18 protein-coding genes and 2 riboswitches are annotated in these 18,624 nt (G+C 72.9%); of the genes, 13 read left to right on the forward strand and 5 right to left on the reverse strand.

What is annotated here, in order from left to right:
• Entirely contained in the window at window positions 1-996 is a 996-nt protein-coding gene (gene rfbB, locus HDG69_RS09395; RefSeq protein ID WP_171783528.1) for a dTDP-glucose 4,6-dehydratase, read from the forward strand.
• A gap of 5 nt (window positions 997-1,001) precedes the next feature.
• Here rfbB and HDG69_RS09400 read toward each other — a convergent pair whose 3' ends face one another.
• A complete protein-coding gene (locus HDG69_RS09400; RefSeq protein ID WP_171783529.1) occupies window positions 1,002-1,616 on the reverse strand; it encodes a dTDP-4-dehydrorhamnose 3,5-epimerase family protein in 615 nt (204 codons plus the stop codon).
• A 48-nt stretch (window positions 1,617-1,664) separates the two neighbouring features.
• Between HDG69_RS09400 and rfbD the strand changes: the two genes are divergently transcribed.
• Window positions 1,665-2,549: a dTDP-4-dehydrorhamnose reductase gene (gene rfbD / locus HDG69_RS09405; protein WP_343036358.1), complete on the forward strand. Its 885-nt coding sequence runs from the start codon at window positions 1,665-1,667 to the stop codon at window positions 2,547-2,549.
• On the opposite strand, the gene rfbA is transcribed toward rfbD, so the two are convergent.
• Window positions 2,530-3,393: a glucose-1-phosphate thymidylyltransferase RfbA gene (gene rfbA / locus HDG69_RS09410; RefSeq protein WP_171783531.1), complete on the reverse strand. Its 864-nt coding sequence runs from the start codon at window positions 3,391-3,393 to the stop codon at window positions 2,530-2,532. The two genes, rfbD and rfbA, sit on opposite strands and share 20 nt — an antisense overlap.
• Before the next feature lie 54 nt (window positions 3,394-3,447).
• Complete coding sequence (locus HDG69_RS09415) at window positions 3,448-4,761, reverse strand: glycoside hydrolase family 27 protein (RefSeq protein WP_246256401.1); 1,314 nt, start codon at window positions 4,759-4,761, stop codon at window positions 3,448-3,450.
• 54 nt (window positions 4,762-4,815) lie between these two features.
• Here HDG69_RS09415 and HDG69_RS09420 point away from each other — a divergent pair, with 54 nt between their 5' ends.
• The 8 genes from HDG69_RS09420 (at window position 4,816) to HDG69_RS09455 (ending at window position 13,332) form a co-directional block, all read left to right on the forward strand.
• A complete protein-coding gene (locus HDG69_RS09420) occupies window positions 4,816-6,408 on the forward strand; it encodes a DUF2142 domain-containing protein (RefSeq protein ID WP_171783532.1) in 1,593 nt (530 codons plus the stop codon).
• A gap of 9 nt (window positions 6,409-6,417) precedes the next feature.
• The gene (locus HDG69_RS09425; RefSeq protein ID WP_171783533.1) at window positions 6,418-6,867 is read left to right on the forward strand and encodes a hypothetical protein; all 450 of its coding nucleotides are present in this window, start codon (window positions 6,418-6,420) and stop codon (window positions 6,865-6,867) included.
• A gap of 63 nt (window positions 6,868-6,930) precedes the next feature.
• On the forward strand, window positions 6,931-7,878 hold the full coding sequence (locus HDG69_RS09430) for a glycosyltransferase family 2 protein (RefSeq protein WP_171783534.1): 948 nt from the start codon (window positions 6,931-6,933) through the stop codon (window positions 7,876-7,878).
• A complete protein-coding gene (locus HDG69_RS09435) occupies window positions 7,875-9,047 on the forward strand; it encodes a glycosyltransferase (protein ID WP_171783535.1) in 1,173 nt (390 codons plus the stop codon). The genes HDG69_RS09430 and HDG69_RS09435 overlap by 4 nt, the downstream gene beginning before the upstream one ends.
• Window positions 9,044-10,759 carry a methyltransferase domain-containing protein gene (locus tag HDG69_RS19010; RefSeq protein WP_343036359.1) on the forward strand — a complete coding sequence of 572 codons (1,716 nt, stop codon included), beginning with the start codon at window positions 9,044-9,046 and terminating at the stop codon, window positions 10,757-10,759. Before HDG69_RS09435 ends, HDG69_RS19010 begins: the two co-directional genes overlap by 4 nt.
• A gap of 35 nt (window positions 10,760-10,794) precedes the next feature.
• Window positions 10,795-11,541: a methyltransferase domain-containing protein gene (locus tag HDG69_RS09445; protein ID WP_171783536.1), complete on the forward strand. Its 747-nt coding sequence runs from the start codon at window positions 10,795-10,797 to the stop codon at window positions 11,539-11,541.
• A 73-nt stretch (window positions 11,542-11,614) separates the two neighbouring features.
• Entirely contained in the window at window positions 11,615-12,040 is a 426-nt protein-coding gene (locus HDG69_RS09450; RefSeq protein ID WP_171783537.1) for a MarR family transcriptional regulator, read from the forward strand.
• Window positions 12,037-13,332 carry an MFS transporter gene (locus tag HDG69_RS09455; RefSeq protein ID WP_171783538.1) on the forward strand — a complete coding sequence of 432 codons (1,296 nt, stop codon included), beginning with the start codon at window positions 12,037-12,039 and terminating at the stop codon, window positions 13,330-13,332. The genes HDG69_RS09450 and HDG69_RS09455 overlap by 4 nt, the downstream gene beginning before the upstream one ends.
• Before the next feature lie 23 nt (window positions 13,333-13,355).
• Here HDG69_RS09455 and HDG69_RS09460 read toward each other — a convergent pair whose 3' ends face one another.
• A complete protein-coding gene (locus HDG69_RS09460; protein ID WP_216645515.1) occupies window positions 13,356-14,126 on the reverse strand; it encodes an MHYT domain-containing protein in 771 nt (256 codons plus the stop codon).
• Window positions 14,127-14,218: 92 nt separating this feature from the next.
• Entirely contained in the window at window positions 14,219-15,346 is a 1,128-nt protein-coding gene (gene serC / locus HDG69_RS09465; protein WP_171783540.1) for a phosphoserine transaminase, read from the reverse strand.
• A 104-nt stretch (window positions 15,347-15,450) separates the two neighbouring features.
• On the opposite strand from serC, the gene HDG69_RS09470 reads away from it, so the two are divergent.
• From HDG69_RS09470 to HDG69_RS09480, 3 genes are all read left to right on the forward strand, one after another.
• Window positions 15,451-16,149: an iron-dependent transcriptional repressor DtxR gene (locus HDG69_RS09470; RefSeq protein WP_171783541.1), complete on the forward strand. Its 699-nt coding sequence runs from the start codon at window positions 15,451-15,453 to the stop codon at window positions 16,147-16,149.
• A gap of 164 nt (window positions 16,150-16,313) precedes the next feature.
• Window positions 16,314-16,470: riboswitch (cyclic di-AMP (ydaO/yuaA leader) on the forward strand.
• A gap of 51 nt (window positions 16,471-16,521) precedes the next feature.
• Complete coding sequence (locus HDG69_RS09475; protein WP_171783542.1) at window positions 16,522-17,274, forward strand: C40 family peptidase; 753 nt, start codon at window positions 16,522-16,524, stop codon at window positions 17,272-17,274.
• 248 nt (window positions 17,275-17,522) lie between these two features.
• Window positions 17,523-17,713: riboswitch (cyclic di-AMP (ydaO/yuaA leader) on the forward strand.
• 51 nt (window positions 17,714-17,764) lie between these two features.
• The gene (locus tag HDG69_RS09480) at window positions 17,765-18,553 is read left to right on the forward strand and encodes a C40 family peptidase (protein ID WP_171783543.1); all 789 of its coding nucleotides are present in this window, start codon (window positions 17,765-17,767) and stop codon (window positions 18,551-18,553) included.
• The last annotated feature ends 71 nt before the right edge of the window (window positions 18,554-18,624 follow it).

Consider the following 18,624-nt stretch of genomic DNA (forward strand, 5'->3'; position numbering starts at 1 on the left):
ATGCGCCTTCTCGTGACCGGTGGTGCCGGGTTCATCGGGGCGAACTTCGTGCACCAGACGGTGCGGGAGCGTCCGGACGTCGCGGTGACGGTGCTGGACGCGTTGACGTACGCGGGGGACCGGTCGTCGTTGGTCGGGGTCGAGGACGCGATCGCGTTCGTGGAGGGTTCGGTCGCGGACGCGGGTCTGGTGGACCGGTTGGTGGGCGAGACGGACGTGGTGGTGCACTTCGCGGCTGAGTCGCACAACGACAACTCGTTGGCGGATCCGTGGCCGTTCGTGCAGACGAACCTGGTCGGGACGTTCACGTTGCTGGAGGCCGTGCGGCGGCACGGGGTGCGGTTCCATCACATCTCGACCGACGAGGTCTACGGCGACCTCGAGCTGGACGACCCGGCGAAGTTCACGCCGGACACGCCGTACGACCCGTCGAGCCCGTACTCGTCGACGAAGGCGGGCTCGGACCTGTTGGTGCGGGCGTGGGTGCGCTCGTTCGGGGTGCGGGCCACGATCTCGAACTGCTCGAACAACTACGGCCCTTACCAGCACGTGGAGAAGTTCATCCCGCGGCAGGTCACGAACCTGATCGACGGGGTGCGGCCCCGGTTGTACGGGGCAGGGCTGAACGTGCGCGACTGGATCCATGTGGCCGATCACAACGCGGCGGTGTGGGCGATCATCGACCGGGGCAGGGTCGGGGAGACGTACCTGATCGGTGCGGACGGTGAGACGAGCAACCTGGACGTGGTGCGCACGTTGTCGGAGGTGTTCGGCCGCGACGCCGACGACTTCGATCAGGTGGCCGACCGGCCGGGCCATGACCTGCGCTACGCGATCGATGCGAGCAAGCTGCGCGACGAGCTGGGCTGGACCCCGCGGTTCACGGACTTCCGGGCGGGCCTGGAGGCCACGGTCGAGTGGTACCGCCGCAACGAGGCGTGGTGGCGGCCCGCCAAGGCGGCCGTCGAGGCGAAGTACGCCAAGACCGGTCAGTAGAGGCGTCAGCGCAGGCTCGCGAGGTAGGCGTTCACCGCATCGAGGGTGGGCAGTAGTCCTTGCTGCTCGGCCTCGACCAGGGTGGGCGCGGCGGTGTCCTTGTCCGAGAGCTGGGGGCTCAGGGGTGAACCGTCGCGGGCGGTGGTGGGCCAGTCGATGCCGATCGCCGGGTCGAGGGGGTGGATGCCGTGCTCGGCGCCGGGGTCGTAGCCGGTCGAGCACAGGTACATCACGGTGGAGGCGTCCTGCAGGGACATGAACGCGTGCCCGAGACCCTCGCCGAGGTAGACGGCGCGCCGGTCGACGTCGTCCAGCAGGACCGAGTCCCACCGGCCGAAGGTGGGGGAGCCGACGCGCAGGTCGACCACGACGTCGAGGATCGCTCCGCGGGGGCAGGCGACGTACTTGGCCTGCCCGGGGGGGACGTCCGCGACGTGGATGCCGCGCAGCACCCCGGCCGCGGAGACCGACAGGTTGGCCTGGGCCAGGTCCAGCGGGTGGCCGACGGCCTCGGTGAACGGGCCGGTCTTGAACCACTCGAGGAACACCCCGCGCGGGTCGCCGTGCTGCACCGGGGTGATCTCGAACGCGCCGGGCACGGACAGCTCACGGAACTGCACTGGGCGGCCTTCCGGTCGGGGACGGTGTCGCGCTCTAGGATGCTACGGGTGAGCACCCTGGCGCGGTCGGGTCCCTGGGCGGTGGTCGGCGCCTCGGGGATGCTCGGGCGGGACCTGGTCGACCTGCTGGCCTCGCGGGGCATCGAGGTGACAGCGCTGGGACGGACGGACCTCGACCTTACCGACGCCGGAGCGTCGCAGCGAGCGCTCGTCGGGGCCGCCGTCGTCGTCAACTGTGCGGCCTGGACCGCCGTGGACGACGCCGAGTCCCGCGAGGCAGAGGCGTTCGCCGTGAACGCGACGGGTGCGGCGAACCTGGCCCGGGCGGCGCGCGTGGCCGGTGCGAGGTTCGTGCACGTCTCGACGGACTACGTGTTCGACGGCGAGGCCACCGAGCCGTACGCCGAGGACGCACCGGTGGCGCCGCGCTCGGCCTACGGCCGCACCAAGGCGGCCGGGGAGCGGGCGGTGCGTGCGGAGGCACCGGACCACCTCATCGTGCGCACGGCGTGGTTGTACGGGGCGCACGGTGGTTGCTTCCCGAAGACCATGGCGCGTCTGGCCGCCGAGCGTGACCGGCTCACCGTCGTCGACGACCAGGTCGGCCAGCCGACGTGGGCCCGGGACCTGGCCGACCTCATCGTCCGACTGGTCGAGGCCGGCGCGCCGTCCGGGACCTATCACGGGACGTCGTCCGGCCGGACGTCGTGGTTCGGCTTCGCCCGGCGGATCGTGGCGGCCACCGGCCACCGCACGATCGTGGAGCCGACGACGAGCGAGGCGTTCCCGCGCCCGGCCCCCCGCCCGGCCTGCTCGGTGCTCGGGCATGACGCCCTGCACGCCGTGGGCGTCGAGCCGATCGGCGACTGGGCCGAGCGGTGGGATGTCGCGGCACCCGAGGTTCTCGCCCCGCTCAGTCCTCGAGCAGGCTGAGCAGGTAGGCGCCGTAGCCGGACCTCACGAGCTTCTCGGCGCGGGCGCGCAGCTCGTCGTCGGAGAGGAACCCGCGCCGCCACGCGACCTCTTCCGGCGCTCCGACCTTGAGGCCCTGGCGCTGCTCGACGGTGCGCACGAAGTCGCCGGCATCGATCAGGGAGTCGAACGTGCCGGTGTCCAGCCACGCCGTGCCGCGCGGCAGCACCTCGACGTGCAGGCGGCCCTGGCGCAGGTAGGCGGCGTTGACGTCCGTGATCTCGTACTCACCTCGCGCCGAGGGCTCCAGGTCGCGGGCGATCCCCACGACGTCGTTGTCGTAGAAGTACAGCCCCGGCACCGCGTACCTCGACCTCGGCGCGGCAGGCTTCTCCTCCAGCGAGACCGCGCGACCCTCCTCGTCGAACTCCACCACCCCGTACGCGGACGGCTCGGCGACCCGGTAGGCGAAGATCGAGCCGCCGTCCACGCCGGTGAAGCGCTGGAGCTGGTCGCCCAGGCCCTGGCCGTAGAAGATGTTGTCGCCCAGCACCAGCGCCACCGACTCGCCGCCGATGAACTCCGCGCCCAGGACGAACGCCTGCGCGAGCCCGTTCGGCTGCTCCTGGACGGCGTACCGGATCGAGATGCCGAACTGCGAACCGTCACCGAGCAGGCGCTGGAACTGTGCCGCGTCGTGCGGGGTGGTGATCACCAGCACGTCGCGGATCCCGGCCAGCAGCAGCGTCGACAGCGGGTAGTAGATCATCGGCTTGTCGTAGACCGGCACGAGCTGCTTGCTCACGCCCAGGGTGATCGGGTGCAACCGGGTGCCGGAACCGCCGGCCAGGATGATGCCGCGCATGGCGTCGATGCTGTCACGACGGCGCCGGGCAGGCCGGGTGATTCCGTGGATGTGTCAGACCGCAGGTCCCGCGAGCAGCACTGCGCCGTGCGGGGGCAGCGCGAGATCGAGCGCCGCGCTGCCCGGCGCGACGCCCCGGGCGTCGTCGCTCTGCACGGGGACCTCCCGTCGGGGAAACGTCGCCCCGGTCCACAGCTCGCGGACCTCCGGGCCGCCGCTGGCGGCGAACCCGACCCGGGACACGTCCTGGCTGAGCGCCAGCGGCTCGTCGCCGAGGTTGAAGACGGCGGCGTAGGCGGTGCCGTCGTGCCCGTCGGCGGCCCACATCACCAGCGGTCCCTCGCGGAACACCTCGCGGTTGCGCCGGGAGTCGCGGTGCACGGCGAGCACGTCGGCGTTCTGCAGGAGCGCGACGGTCCCCGGGTCCGACGTCGGCAGGTCGCCGCCGAACATCAGGGGCGACCGGGCGATCACCCACAGGGTCAGCAGGCTGACCCGCTCGTCGGGCGTCAGGCCGTCGTCGCGCGGCTCGCCGCGTTCGGCGCGCAGCCCGATGCGGCCGAGCGGCAGCATGTCGCCGTCGGCCCAGCCGCCGTCGCCCGACAGCGGCGCCCAGCGGGCGAACCGCGCGAAGTTCGCCTCGACGTCCTCCCACCGGTCCCACAGGTCGTCGCAGATGCGCCACATCGTGGCGTGCTCGCGCAGGTGGGGCTCGTGCGTGGTCGACAGGTCACGGCCGGGGGAGAGGCTGAGCTCGATCGCGCGCCCGCTCCGCGCGATCGCCCGCGCGTACGCCTCGATGTCGGCCGCCTGGTAGGGCCAGAGCATGTCGTCGGCCTTGATGAAGTCCACGCCCCACGACGCGTAGAGGGCGAGCGTGGAGTCGTAGTAGGCCTGCGCGCCCGGGTGGGAGTGGTCGAGACCGACCATGTCCGGGTTCCACTCGCACGCGTTCGTCGGGTCGGCGATGTCCACGGCGGTGGCCGTGGTGCCCGGCACCGGTGTCGCCCGATCGACCGCGAGCCGTGGCACGCCCCGCATCGTGTGGATGCCGAACCGTAGCCCCAGCTCGTGGACCTGCGCGGCCAGCGGCGCGAACCCGCGGCCGTCCGCCGCGCTCGGGAACCGCCCAGGGTCCGGCAGGAGCCGCCCGTGGGTGTCCATCGTCAACGGTGCACCGGCGTTGTACCCGTGGGAGCGGGCTGTCGGGTCGGACCAGTCGATGTCGACCACCACGGTGTCCCAGCCGAAGGGCAGCAGGTGCTCGGCCATGAACCGGGCGTTGGCCAGCACCTCGTCCTCGGTGACCGTGGTGCCGTAGCAGTCCCAGCTGTTCCAGCCCATCGGGGGGCGGGACGTCGTTCCCATCGTTGCTCCTTCGTCTCGTCGGGCGTCCCTAGCCTGGCCTGTCACAATGACCGGGTGACGCGTGACACGCCGCCGTGCGAGCGTGCCTACCGCCGCACCCTCGCCGTCCTGACGCTCGCCGTGGCGCTGTGGGCCGTGGCGTGGGCCGCGCTGACCCCGGGGTTCCGCTCGCCCGACGAGCAGAACCACCTGAACAGCGTGATCCGTGTCGCCTACGGCGGAGGATGGCCGGCGCCGGGGGACGCGTACTTCGCGCCGGTCACCGACCAGGCCGTCACCGAGGCCGCCTACCCGGCCGACCTGCCGGGACGCTGGCGGTACCGGGCCGACGAGGCGCAGTTCGTCGACGTCGTCCCCGTGCCCGCCGCCGAGCGCGTGCGGATCGACGCCGGCAACGCGCTGCCGGTCGAAGGCAGTGACGCGACCGTCGACCAGATGACGCAGCACCCGCCGGCCTACTACGTGCTGGGTGCGGGGGTGCTGCACGCCACGGGTACCGCGGACGCGCGCTGGGACGTCGCTCTGCTGACCCTGCGCCTGCTCGATGTCGTGCTGTTCGCGGCCACGGTGCCGCTCGCGGCGGCCACGGTGCGTCGGCTCACCGGGTCCCGGTCCGCCGCCCTGGTGGCCGCGCCGTTCCCGATGCTGATCCCGCAGGTCGGGCACATCATGGGCGCCGCGAACAACGATGCGCTCGTGGTGCTCACCGGTGCCGGTGTCACCTACCTCGCCGCGCGCGTCGTCACCGGTGACCTGCGGTGGCGGGTCGCCGTGGCGCTCGGTCTGGTGCTGGGTGCCGGGCTGCTCACCAAGGTGATGCTCGCGTTCGCGATCCCCACGGTCGTGCTCGCGTACCTGCTCGCTCCCGGGCCGCGCGCCCGTCCACGGGCGGGACCGACGGCGGTGGCCCGGAGCGCCCGCGGCCTCGTGGCGCTGTCGCTCGCCTTCGTCGTCGGCGGCTGGTGGTGGGCGCGCAACTGGATCGTCGACGGCGCCGTGCAGCCGGTCGGGCTGCCACGCGACTACTCGGGCATGACCCGGGTCCCTGCCGACGAGGTGTTCTCCGACGCGGTCGGGCGCACCGCGCAGGCGTTCTTCGGCAACCTCGGATGGCTGGAGGTGCGCCTGCCCGGCGACCTGGTGGCGCTCGGCTCGGTGCTCCTGATCGGCGCCACGCTGGTCGCGGTCGCGGTCCCCGGCGCACGGCGCGGCTCCCTGACGGTCGCGCTGCTGCCCGTCGGCCTGGTCGGCGGCGTGATCGCCAACGCGATGAGGAGCTGGTCCGAGTCGGGCGTGCTCGTCGCCCTGCAGGGCCGGTACGTGTTCGGGGGGCTGACGGCGCTGGCGGCGCTCGTGGCCGTCGCGGTCTGGCAGGGGTGCCGACGTCGGGAGCGTCGGACGGCCGTCGCGGTCCCGGTCGTCGCGGGCCTGGCGGTGGTCGCGGCCGCGTCGGGCCTGGTGTGGGCGTTCGGCGCGATGTACCGGGGGCCGGGAGAGAGTGCGGCTCGGGCGTGGGACCGCTGGGTGGCGTGGAGCCCTCTGGGCGAGCCGGCGCTGGTGGTCGTGCTGGTGGTGGTCGCCGTCGGTCTCGTGGCGTCCGTCGTCGCCGCCGTGCGGTGGTCGCTGCTCACGAGACCCGCCGAGTAGGGGGCGGACGTGTGCACCACGCTCGTCTGGGCGGTGAACCGGGCCGCCGACACCGAGGGCCTGCGCCGGTTCACGCACGAACGTCTCGGTGTCTCACCACGCCCGGCGGGCCGTCGGATCGTGGCCGACCAGGTGCGGCCGGGCGCCGTCACCTTCACGGTGACACCGAACCTGTGCGACTGCCGAGCGCTGATCGGCCTGCACGACGAGCCGGAGTCGCCCGGGGAGATCGGTGCGGGGGCGTGGCTCGGTTGGTTGCGGGACCTGCCTTCGGCCGCCCCGTACCTCACCCGGCTCGCGGTGCTGCGTGCCTGGAGCCCCGACGACACGGCGGCGCTCGTCCCGGTCGCCACCCGGTCGGTCGCCGTCGACGCGGTCGACGAGGCGACACTGCGCACGGTGCGCCACGACGCGCTGCTCGTCGTGGACTACCCGTGCACTCCCTGGTCCCGTCGTTAGACTCGCGCCGTCAGCGCCTCCGCGCTGCTCGCAGTGCCGCCGTCGTCCCACCGAAGGGCCTCGATGAAGCTCGTCGTCCAGATCCCGTGCCTCGACGAGGCCGAGACCCTGCCGCTCGTGCTGGCGAACCTGCCGCGTGAGGTGCCCGGCTTCGACGAGGTCGAGTGGCTCGTCATCGACGACGGGTCCAGCGACGGGACCGCGGAGGTCGCGAAGAACCTCGGTGTCGACCACGTGCTGCGGCACCGCAGCACGATGGGGCTGGCCCGGTCGTTCCGCGACGGCGTCGACTTCGCGCTCTCCCGCGGTGCCGACGTCGTGGTCAACACCGACGGCGACAACCAGTACCCGTCGGAGCGCGTCGGCGACCTGGTCGCCCCGATCCTGGCGGGGGACGCCGACATCGTCGTGGGGGACCGGCAGACCGCCACCATCGAGCACTTCTCCCCGTTCAAGAAGCGGATGCAGCGGGTCGGCAGCCGGGTGGTCAGCGCCGCGGCCAAGGCCAGCCTGCCCGACGCCGCGAGCGGGTTCCGGGCGTACTCCCGCCAGGCGCTGCTGCGCCTCAACGTGGTCACCCAGTTCAGCTACACGATGGAGACGATCATCCAGGCCGGCAACAAGGGGCTGCGGATCGCCTCGGTGCCGATCGTCACCAACCCCAAGACCCGCGAGTCACGGCTGTTCCGCAACATCTGGCAGCACATGGGCCGCTCGGCGCGCGCCATCGTGCGCAGCTGGATCATGTTCCGTCCCCACCTGGTGTTCCTCACCCTGGCGGCGCTGTTCTTCGTGGCGTCGGCGGTGCCCGCGGTCCGGTTCCTCGTGTTCTTCGTGCAGGGGCAGGGCTCCGGGAACGTACAGTCTCTGGTCTTCGCCGCGGCGATGCTGGTCGGCTCGCTGCTGTGCCTGGCCCTGCTGGTGATCGCCGACCTGCTGCGCACCAACCGCACGCTGCTGGAGGACTCCCTCGAACGGCTCAAGCAGCTGCAGTACGGGCGGGAGGAGTGATCGTCGCGTTCGGCACGTACGACGCCGCCCGACACCCCCGCGCGGGGATCCTCGTCGCCGGGCTGCGCGACCACGGGTACGCCGTCGCCGAGCTGAACCGCCCCCTCGGGTTCAGCACCGCCGAGCGCGTCCGGATGCTCCGCCAACCGTGGCGGCTGCCCCTGCTGCTCGTCCGTCTCCTGGCCTGCTGGGCGCTGCTGGTCCGGGACGACCTCGCCCACCGCCGTGCCCACGGCTCCCCGGACGCCCTGCTGGTCGGCTACCTCGGTCACTTCGACGTGGTCCTCGCCCGCGTCCTGCATCCCCGCACCCCCGTGGTGCTCGACCACCTCGTCTTCGCCGCCGACACCGCCACCGACCGCGGCGCCACCGGCCTGCGCGTCCGACTCCTGCGGGGCCTGGACCGGCTCGCCCTGGCGTGCGCCGACGTCGTCGTGGTCGACACCGACGAGCACCGCGCCCTGCTTCCCGACGGGCGTCCCCGGCGCGAGCAGCGCGGCGTCGTCGTCCCGGTCGGGGCTCCGGACGTCTGGTTCGCCGCAGCGCCCGGGCCCGACGGCGGCACGCCACCCGGGAGCGCCGCGTCCGACGGCGGCACCCCGGCCGAGACCGCGCCGCTGCGGGTCGTGTTCTTCGGCCTGTTCACTCCCTTGCAGGGTGCGGCCGTGGTGGCCGAGGCGCTCGCGGACGCGCTGCCTCGCGCCGCGGCGGCCGGCCGGGCGATCGAGGTCACCCTGGTGGGTCACGGCCAGGACCACGCCGCCGTGCGGGCCGTGCTCGGCGGTGTCCCGGGCGTGACGTGGCACGAGTGGGTCGAGCCGGCCGACCTGCCTGCCCTCGTGGCCCAGCACGACGTCTGCCTGGGCATCTTCTCCGACACGCCCAAGGGTCTGCGGGTGGTGCCGAACAAGGTGTTCCAGGGGCTCGCGGCCGGGTGCGTCGTGGTGACCTCCGACACCCCGCCGCAACGCCGGCTGCTCGGTGACCACCTCGAGCTGGTGCCTCCCGCGGATCCCGCCGCCCTCGCCCAGCGCCTCGACGAGCTCACCGACGCGGGCCGGCTCGCTGCCGCCCGGGCCCGCGCCGCCGCCGCACGCGAGCAGATCAGGCCGGCCGTCGTCGTCGGCTCCCTGCACACGGCGCTCGCCGCCCGCGGGGTGCGGCCGTGAGCGCGGGCACGGGCTCGGCCACCCGGTTGCTCGCCGTGCTGCGTTCTCCCTGGACGCGGTGGGGGTTCCTGCTGGTGGCCGTGGGGCTCGCCGTCTATGCGGTGGTCGCCGTGCGCGAGGACCTGGTCGACGCCGCGCGGGCACTGTCCACGGCACGGATCTCCGTGGCGCTGGTGATCTCCCTGGCCTTCGTCGGCGCCACCCTGCTGTCCTGGCGCGCCGTGCTGGCCGACCTGGGGTCACCGCTGGGGACACGCGCTGCCGTCGCGGTGTTCGGCATCAGCCAGCTCGGCAAGTACGTGCCGGGGGGAGTGTGGAACATCGTCGCCGCCGCCGAGGTGGGCGCGGACCACGGTGTGCCCCGTCGTCGCACGATGACGGCGACCGCCGTGGCCACCGGCGTCGGGGTGGTCTCCGGGGCGGTGGTCGGCCTCGTGGCGCTGCCCTTCCTCGCCGCCGACGCCCTCGGGTCCTGGGCCTGGACGCTCTGGCTGCTGCCCGCGGTCGTCGTGCTCCTCCTGCCGCCCGTCCTCAACCGGCTCCTCGCCGCTGCCCTGCGCCTCGCCCGGCGACCGCCCCTCGAGCACCCGCTGTCCTGGCGCGGGCTGGGCACGGCCGCCGCCTGGGCGGTGCTCGGCTGGGTGCTCGCCGGTGTCCAGGTGTGGCTGCTGGCCACCGGGCTCGGCATGGCGACCGGTGCGCGGACCCTGGCGCTCGCCGTCGGCGGCTACGCGCTCGCCTGGATGGTCGGCTTCCTGGTGGTGGTGGTGCCGGCGGGGGCCGGCGCTCGCGAGCTCGTCCTGCTCGCCGTCCTCGCCGGCACGCTCCCGCACGCGGAGCTGCTCCTGGTGGTGCTGGTCAGCCGTGTGCTGGTGACCGCGGCCGACCTGGCGTTCGCCGGGGCGGGAACCCTCGTGCGACGCCCCCCGTACCCCCCGTTGGCGCCGCGCGCCCGGCTGCGCTGGGACGTGCTGCGCCGCGCGTTGCCGCGCAGGCGTGCGCGGGTGCTCGAGGTCGGGTGCGGCCAGGGCGCCGTCGGGGCCCGCATCGCCGCCCGCCACGACTACACGGCGGTCGAGCTCGACGGCACCACCTGGGCGGTCGCGTCGGCGCGGATCGGCGAGGCGGCACCGGGGTCGCGGGTGCTGCACGGCGACCTGGCCGCGCTGGGGACGGGCGAGCAGTTCGACGTCGTGTGCGCCTTCGAGGTGGTCGAGCACGTCGCCGACGACGCCGGGGCGCTGGCCGCGTGGGTCGCCCGGGTGCGTCCCGGCGGCGAGCTGCTGCTGTCCACCCCTGCGTGGCCGGAGCGGTTCGGGCCGTGGGACACCCTGGCCGGGCACTACCGCCGCTACGAGCCCGACCACCTGCGCCGGCTCATGACCGAGGCCGGGCTCACGGACGTCGACGTGCGGCTCTACGACGCTCCGCTGGGCTACCTCCTCGAGGCGGTGCGGGACCGGGTGGCGCAGCGGCGGGCCACCCGCCGGACGACGGCCGACCCGGCCGAGCAGACCGCCGGGAGCGGGCGTGTGCTGCAGCCCGCGTCGCCGGTCACCGGCGCGCTCGTCGCGCTCGCGGTGTGGCCGTTCTGCCTGCTGCAGCGGGCCCTGCCCCGGCACGGCACGGGGATCGTCGCTCGCGGTCGGCGTCCGGAGAGCGCCTCGGCCACCGGCGAACATCGTCGTCCGGACCGCGACACGGCCGACTGACCGTCCGCAACCATCTGCTCCACGGAGGATCTCTCGTGACGAAGCGCCCGCCCCTGACCCTGTTCGGTGCCCTGCGCTGGGACGTCGTGCGGCGGGTGCTGCCGCCGGAACCGTCACGGGTGCTCGAGATCGGCTGCGGGCAGGGAGCCGTGGGTGTGCGGCTGGCGGCGGCGGGCCACCGGTATACCGGGGTCGAGCTCGACGCGACCAGCGCAGAGGTCGCGAGCGGCCGGCTGGCTGCCGCTGGGCTGGAGGGAGGGATCGTGCACGGCGACGCCGCCGAGCTCGCCCCGGGCGACGAGTTCGACGTCGTGTGTGCGTTCGAGGTCCTGGAGCATCTCGAGGACGACGCCGGCGCGTTGGCGCAGTGGGTACGGCTGCTGCGTCCCGGGGGTCTGGTCCTCGTCTCCACGCCTGCCTGGCCGGCCCGCTTCGGCCCCATGGACGCGGCCGTCGGCCACCATCGCCGCTACGAGCCCGCTCAGATGCGTGCGCTGCTCGCCGGGGCGGGGCTCACCGACGTCGGCGGCCGGTTGTACGGGGCGCCGCTCGGCTACGCGCTGGAGGCGGTGCGCAACCAGGTGGCCCGGCGTCGGCTGGAGGGCGACGGGACGACGACGGCGGAGCGCACCGCGCGCTCCGGCAGGCTGTTCCAGCCGGGATCGGCCGTCGGGGGCGCCGGGGTGGCGGTCGCGACCTGGCCGTTCCGCGTGGTGCAACGTGCCCTGCCCCGCACGGGGCCGGCCCTCGTCGCGTGGGGAAGGACGTCTCGGAGCGCGTAGCGGGTCCCGAGGGCGCCGGCGTGTGATTGCCCCCACATATCATTTCGCGCGGTAATGACCTACCGTAAGAACAGTGACCGACGACCCCGCCCAGCTCAGCAGCGAGCTCCGCGTCGCCCTCACCCGCGCGGCCCGCCGGCTGCGGACCCAGCGCGGCGAGGCGGACCTGCCCGAGGGGCAGTTCGGAGTCCTCGCCGTTCTCCACCGCCACGGGGAGATGAGCCCCGGCGCGCTCGCAGAGCACGAGCGCGTCCGTCCGCCGGCCATGACGCGTGCGGTGGCCGCGCTGGCCGAGCTCGGCCTCGTCGAGAAGGTCGACCACCCCACCGACCGGCGTCAGGTCGTGGTACGCCTCACTGAGGCCGGGCGCCACGAGATCGCCGAGACGCGACGCCGTCGGGACGCCTGGCTCACCTGCCGCCTCGCCGAGCTCGACGCCGACGAGCGCGCCACCCTCGCCGCCGCCACGGAGATCCTGGCCAAGGTGGCCGCCGGATGAGCGCCACCTTCACCTCGCTGCGCTACCCCAACTACCGCCTCTGGTTCGGCGCCGCCCTGGTGGCGAACATCGGCACGTGGATGCAGCGGGTCGCCCAGGACTGGCTCGTGCTCACCGTCCTCACCGACGACTCGGGGGTGGCGCTCGGCATCACCACCGCGCTGCAGTTCCTGCCCATGCTCCTGCTGGGGCCGTGGGCGGGCCTGCTCGCCGACCGCCTGCCACGCCGTCGGCTGCTCATGGTCACCCAGGGCGCGATGGGGGTCCTGGCGCTCGGGCTCGGGGCGCTCGTGCTGTCCGGGCACGCCCAGCTCTGGCAGGTCTACGCCTTCGCGCTGGGGCTCGGTGTCGTCACCGCCTTCGACAACCCGGTGCGCCAGACGTTCGTCGCCGAGCTGGTGCCCCCCGAGCGCCTCGCGAACGCCGTCGGGCTCAACTCGGCGTCCTTCAACGCCGCCCGGCTCGTCGGCCCCGGCGTCGCCGGGCTGCTGATCGCCGCCGTCGGCACCGGGTGGGTGTTCGTCATCAACGGCGTCACCTTCGCAGCCACCATCGCGGCGGTCGCCCTCATGAAGGCCGAGGCGACCTGGTCGCGGGAGCCGACGCCGCGCGGCAAGGGGCAGATCCGTGAGGGGCTGCGCTACGTGCGGGGACGCTCGGACATCGTGGTGATCATGGTGGTCCTCGCCGTCGTGTCGATGTTCGGCCTCAACTTCCAGCTCACCTCGGCGATGATGGCGAGGGTCGAGTTCGAGCGCGGCGCCGGCGAGTTCGGGCTGCTCGGGTCGGTGCTCGCCATCGGGTCGCTCACGGGGGCGCTGCTGGCGGCCCGTCGCGACCGCCCCCGCGTGCGGCTGGTGATCGGGTCCGCCTTCGCCTTCGCCGTCGCCACGGCGGTCATGGCGCTCATGCCGACGTTCCCGGCGTTCGTCGTGGCGTGCGTCCCCGTCGGCCTCGCGTCGCTGACGATGATGACCGCCGCGAACTCCACCATCCAGACCTCGACCGACCCGGCCATGCGGGGACGTGTCATGGCGCTCTACATGATGGTGTTCCTCGGCGCGACGCCGATCGGTTCGCCGATCGTCGGCTGGGTCGGCGAGACGTTCGGTCCTCGCTGGGCGATCCTCATCGGGTCGATCGCGACGCTCCTCGTGGCGCTCGGTGCCACGGCGTGGGCCGTCCGGAACTGGCGCCTCAGGGTGCGCTACCGGCTGCTGCGGCGGCCGCACCTCGAGGTGGTCTACCTCGAGGCGCCCGCGGTCGACCAGGACCACGCCCGCGCGGCCTGACGGCTTCGGCAGGCACGCCGGTCTCACCGGGACGTCGTGCCGGCGACCCGCTCCTCGAACGCCTGGCGCTCGCGCATCTCGTCCTCCGTCGGCCACATGAGCACGACGAACACCATCGCCACCGTGGTGAGGAAGATCCCGGCGATCAGCGGGCCGAGCAGCTCGAGGGCGGAGGTGCCGCCGGGCGGCGTGCCTGCCGCACCGCTCATGTGCATGGCTGCCATGCCGGTGTAGTGCATGCCGGCGACGGCGGCGGCCATCACCAGGGCCGCGACCGACGCGAGCAGCCAACCCTTGACATGGACGCAGAGCCACAGCGCGGCGGTGCCCGCCACGACGGCGATGACGAGCGAGACGCCCACGAGCACCGGGTCGTAGTGGATCTCGCCGCTCATCTCCATGGCGGCCATCCCGAGGTAGTGCATGCTCGCGACGCCCAGGCCGACGAAGAGCCCCCCGATGAGCAGGTACAGCAGCTTGTCACCGAGGAAGCCGACGAGGAACAGGCCTGCCGCCACCACGGCCATCGCCAGCAGCGCCGAGGCGATCGTCAGCGGCACGTCGTAGTTGATCGGCATCCCCTCGACGCTGAAGCCGAGCATGGCGATGAAGTGCATGACCCAGACACCGGTGCCGCCGATCGCGACGGCGCCGACGAGCAGCCAGGCGCTCTTGGCCCCGGCGCTCGTGGCCGCGCGTGCCCGAGAGGTCGCTGACAGGCCGGTGAGGCAGCCGATGAAGGAAGCGATGTACCCGACCAGCGGGGTCAGCATCCCGTACGTGAAGTGGTCCATCTCGGGCACGCCACAGCTCCTTTGCCATCTGTCGGTTTTGACTGAATCGCCCGAAGATTAGCAGCGGAGCGGGTGAAATTTCTCGATGAAGGCTACATGAGTTGATCCACCACGAAATCTATGCTCCCAGTCAGTGCCGCGACGTCCTCCGGCTCGACGGCCGGGAACATCCCGACGCGGACCTGGTTGCGGCCCAGCTTGCGGTAGGGAAAGACGTCCAGGATCCCGTTGTCACGCAGGTGCCCGACGACGGCGGCGGCGTCGACGTGCTCGTCCAGGTCGACCGTCCCCACCACGGTGGAGCGTTCCGCCGGCTCGCTGACGAACGGAGAGGCCCACGCGCGGCGCTCCGCCCAGTCGTAGAGGATGCCCGCCGACGTCGCGCACCGCTCGCTCGACCACGCCAGCCCGCCCTGGGCGAGGATCCACTCGACCTGGTCCGCCAGCATCACCAGCGTGCCGACCGCGGGGGTGTTGAGCGTCTGGTCCAGGCGGGAGTTCGCCAGGGCGGTCGTCAGGGACAGGAACTCGGGGACCCACCGAGCGCCTCCGGAAGCCTCCACCTCCGCGGCCCGCTCGATCGCCGCCGGGCTGCACAGCGCGAGCCACAGCCCGCCGTCGGCCCCGAAGACCTTCTGCGGGCCGAAGTAGTACACGTCCGTCTCGCGCAGGTCCACGGGCAGGGCGCCCGCGCCGGACGTCGCGTCCGTCAGCACGAGCTGGTCGGTGCCGGCCGGTCGCCGCACCGGCGCCATCGCGCCGGTCGAGGTCTCGTTGTGCGGGCTGGCGTAGACGTCCACCGCCGCCGACGACGCGAGGTGGGCCACGCTCCCCGGCGCGGCCTCGACGACCTCCGGCTCGGCCAGGAACGGGGCGCGCCGCGTCGAGGCGGCGAACTTCGCCCCGAACTCGCCGAACACGGCGTGCTGAGCCCGTTCACGCACGAGGCTGGCCGTGGCGACCTCCCAGAACGCCGTCGACCCACCGTTGCCCAGGGCCACCTCATAGCCCTCGGGGAGGTCGAACAGCTCGGCCAGCCCGTGGCGCACCCGGTGCACCAGGTCCTTCACGCCGGACTGCCGGTGCGACGTGCCGAGCACCGGGTGCGCCGGGTCCCCGGCCGACAGCAGGGCCCGGGCCTGGGCCGGGCGCACCTTCGAGGGGCCGGCGCCGAAGCGGCCGTCCGAGGGCAGCAGCGACGAGGGGATCTGGAGGGTCATGGCGACTCCGTGGCTGGCGAGGGAGGGGCGCCCGCGGGTCAGCGGGAGCCGTGACGGTGACGTGTGCGAATAGACTAGGCCCGGGCCTCAAGACGGGAGTGGACGTGACCGACCTGATCGACACCACCGAGATGTATCTGAAGACGATCTACGAGCTCGGCGAGGAGGGCATCACGCCGCTCCGCGCGCGGATCGCGGAACGTCTCGGGCACTCGGGACCCACCGTCTCGCAGACGATCGCCCGGATGGAGCGCGACGGGCTCGTGGTCGTCACCGGCGACCGCCACCTGGAGCTGACCGACGAGGGGCAGGCCAAGGCGACCCGCGTGATGCGCAAGCACCGGTTGGCCGAACGCCTCCTGACGGACGTCATCAAGCTCGACTGGGAGCACGTCCACAACGAGGCCTGCCGCTGGGAGCACGTGATGAGCGACCTCGTCGAGCGTCGCCTGGTCACGCTCCTCGACCACCCGCACCACGACCCGTACGGCAACCCGATCCCGGGCCTGTCCGAGCTCGGCGAGCAGTACGAGGACGTGCCGTTCCTCGAGGGCGTGCAGTCGCTGCCCTCGTTCCTGCGTGGCGGGACCGAGAACGTCGCGATCGTGCTCCAGCGGATCGCCGAACCGGTCCAGGTCGACGACGAGTTCCTCGCGCGACTCGAGGGCGTCGGGCTGGTGCCCGGGGCGCGGATCGAGGCGCGCGCGCTGGGCGACTACTACGCCGTCCAGGCGGAGGGTGCCACCGAGGGCCTCGAGCTGCCCGACGACCTGGCCAAGCACCTCTTCGTCGCGGCCCGCTGACCTGCTCCTGGGACCTGCCGGTGGGGGGAGACCTGCGCCGGAACAGGACGGTGTGACCGGAACGTGACATCGCCGGGCCGTTCCGGTACGGTCGGACTCGCTCGCGGGAGTCTCCTCCGGCGAGTGCCGGGGTGGACCGCCAAGTCCTGCCACCGCTCTGGCCCCACGGAAGACCGCCGGCAGGAGCGGGGGACCCATTTGTGGGCATCGGTGACGGTGTCCTTGGGGTGAAGTCGCACGGGGCCGTTGGTCTCGTGGGGCCGGGTGTTTCTCCCACCCGAACCCGACAGCTGACCTCGTAGGCGACAGGAGAGGGAACACGTGAACGCATCTACCAGGACGCGTGGCAAGCACCGCGCCGCTCGTCGTCCGATGTTGGCCGCCCCGTCGGCGGCTGCCGGTCGTCGGGCTGCTGTGGTCGCCACGGCCGGTGGTCTGCTGGTCTCGACGATCGGTGGGGCGACTGCGGCGCAGGCTGCCCCGGTCGACACCGACGCGGCGAAGAAGCTGAGCACGGTTGATCTGGGAGCTCTGACCGACCAGGCGCGGACCGCGCTGGAGGCTGCTCCGGTCGTGACCGTGGACTCCGAGGCCAAGGTCTCGGGTGAGCGGATCACGCCGAAGATCGCCGCGAAGGCCGAGATCAAGGCTGCGCCGGAGCCCGAGCCGGAGCCGGTTCGTGAGGTCGCTCCGTCGCGCTCGGCCGAGCGCACCGCGGTGCCGACGAGCACCGGGTCGTCGGAGTCGAGCACGGAGTCCGCCTCGACGCCCGCCGCCGCGCCGGCCTCGGCCAACGGGTCGAACATCATCTCGATCGCCTCGCGCTACGTCGGCGTCCCGTACGTCTCCGGTGGCACGACGCCGTCGGGCTTCGACTGCTCCGGCTTCACCTCCTACGTCTTCGCCCAGGCCGGCATCACGCTGCCCCGCTCCTCCTCGGCACAGCGCGACGCCGGGACGGTCGTCTCGCGTGCCAACGCGCAGCCGGGCGACCTGATCTGGTCCCCGGGCCACATCGCCATCTACGCCGGCGGCAACTCGCAGATCGACGCCCCCCGTCCGGGCAAGACGATCCAGTTCCGCAGCATCTGGCAGTCGAACCCCACGTTCATCCGCGTGGGCTGACCTCCCCGGTCGGTCGTCGCCCGCAGGCCCTGTCGCAGATCGTCGCGACAGGGCCTGCGGGCGTCTCTGCGCCGTGACCGACCGTCGGGCCCCCCTCTGCCCGGGAACGGTGACACGAGGCCTGAGGGGCCGCCGAGGGGCCTCTGGCGGCCTGTGACGGAGTCCACCGGTCGTTGTCGTGACCTAAACGTGACATGGGCGCCGGGATCCGCTACGGTTTCCACGTCCGGTGGAGGTTTCTGCCGGATCCTGACCGGACGCCGAGTCCTGCCACCGGTCGGGGAACCAAGACCGCCGGCAGGAGCGGGGGACCCATTTGTGGGCATCGGTGACGGTGTCCTTGGGGTGAAGTCGCACGGGGCCGTTGGTCTCGTGGGGCCGGGTGTTTCTCCCACCCGAACCCGACAGCTGACCTCGTAGGCGACAGGAGAGGGAACACGTGAACGCATCTACCAGGACGCGTGGCAAGCACCGCGCCGCTCGTCGTCCGATGTTGGCCGCCCCGTCGGCGGCTGCCGGTCGTCGGGCTGCTGTGGTCGCCACGGCCGGTGGTCTGCTGGTCTCGACGATCGGTGGGGCGACTGCGGCGCAGGCTGCCCCGGTCGACACCGACGCGGCGAAGAAGCTGAGCACGGTTGATCTGGGAGCTCTGACCGACCAGGCGCGGACCGCGCTGGAGGCTGCTCCGGTCGTGACCGTGGACTCCGAGGCCAAGGTCTCGGGTGAGCGGATCACGCCGAAGATCGCCGCGAAGGCCGAGATCAAGGCTGCGCCGGAGCCCGAGCCGGAGCCGGTTCGTGAGGTCGCTCCGTCGCGCTCGGCCGAGCGCACCGCGGTGCCGACGAGCACCGGGTCGTCGGAGTCGAGCACGCCGTCGGCCGAGTCCACCAGCTCCGAGTCGACCTCCGCCGCACCCGCCGCCGACGGCTCGCGTGGCTCGCAGGTCGTCTCGATCGCCGCGCGCTACATCGGGACGAAGTATGTCGTCGGTGGTGCATCGCCGTCGGGCTTCGACTGCTCGGGTCTGGTGACCTATGCCTACGCCCAGGTCGGCGTGACCTCGCTGCCCCGGTCGTCGAGCCAGATGGTCGGCTCTTCCGCCACGACGCAGGTCTCGCGGGCCGAGGCTCAGCCCGGCGACCTCATCTGGTCGCCCGGCCACATCTCGATCTACATCGGGAACGGTCAGCAGATCGAGGCGACGCGCCCCGGTGGCTGGACCGTGCGGCAGTCCGGCATCTGGCAGTCCAACCCGACCTTCCTGCGGGTCACCGGCTGATCTGATCGCCCGCAGCATCCACGACGCCCCGACATTCCCGTGAATGTCGGGGCGTCGTGCTGTCCTTTGCT

The sequence above is a fragment of the Isoptericola halotolerans genome (assembly GCF_013149785.1).
Taxonomy (GTDB): Bacteria; Actinomycetota; Actinomycetes; order Actinomycetales; family Cellulomonadaceae; genus Isoptericola; species Isoptericola halotolerans.

What these genes read in the sequence shown, in the direction of transcription:
- rfbA (WP_171783531.1), bottom strand. Translation starts at nt 3,393, where the DNA reads ATGCGCGGCATCATCCTGGCCGGCGGTTCCGGCACCCGGTTGCACCCG.
- HDG69_RS09475 (WP_171783542.1), top strand. Translation starts at nt 16,522, where the DNA reads ATGTTGGCCGCCCCGTCGGCGGCTGCCGGTCGTCGGGCTGCTGTGGTC.
- rfbB (WP_171783528.1), top strand. Translation starts at nt 1, where the DNA reads ATGCGCCTTCTCGTGACCGGTGGTGCCGGGTTCATCGGGGCGAACTTC.
- serC (WP_171783540.1), bottom strand. Translation starts at nt 15,346, where the DNA reads ATGACCCTCCAGATCCCCTCGTCGCTGCTGCCCTCGGACGGCCGCTTC.
- HDG69_RS09430 (WP_171783534.1), top strand. Translation starts at nt 6,931, where the DNA reads ATGAAGCTCGTCGTCCAGATCCCGTGCCTCGACGAGGCCGAGACCCTG.
- HDG69_RS09480 (WP_171783543.1), top strand. Translation starts at nt 17,765, where the DNA reads ATGTTGGCCGCCCCGTCGGCGGCTGCCGGTCGTCGGGCTGCTGTGGTC.
- HDG69_RS09460 (WP_216645515.1), bottom strand. Translation starts at nt 14,126, where the DNA reads ATGGACCACTTCACGTACGGGATGCTGACCCCGCTGGTCGGGTACATC.
- HDG69_RS09455 (WP_171783538.1), top strand. Translation starts at nt 12,037, where the DNA reads ATGAGCGCCACCTTCACCTCGCTGCGCTACCCCAACTACCGCCTCTGG.
- HDG69_RS09415 (WP_246256401.1), bottom strand. Translation starts at nt 4,761, where the DNA reads ATGGGAACGACGTCCCGCCCCCCGATGGGCTGGAACAGCTGGGACTGC.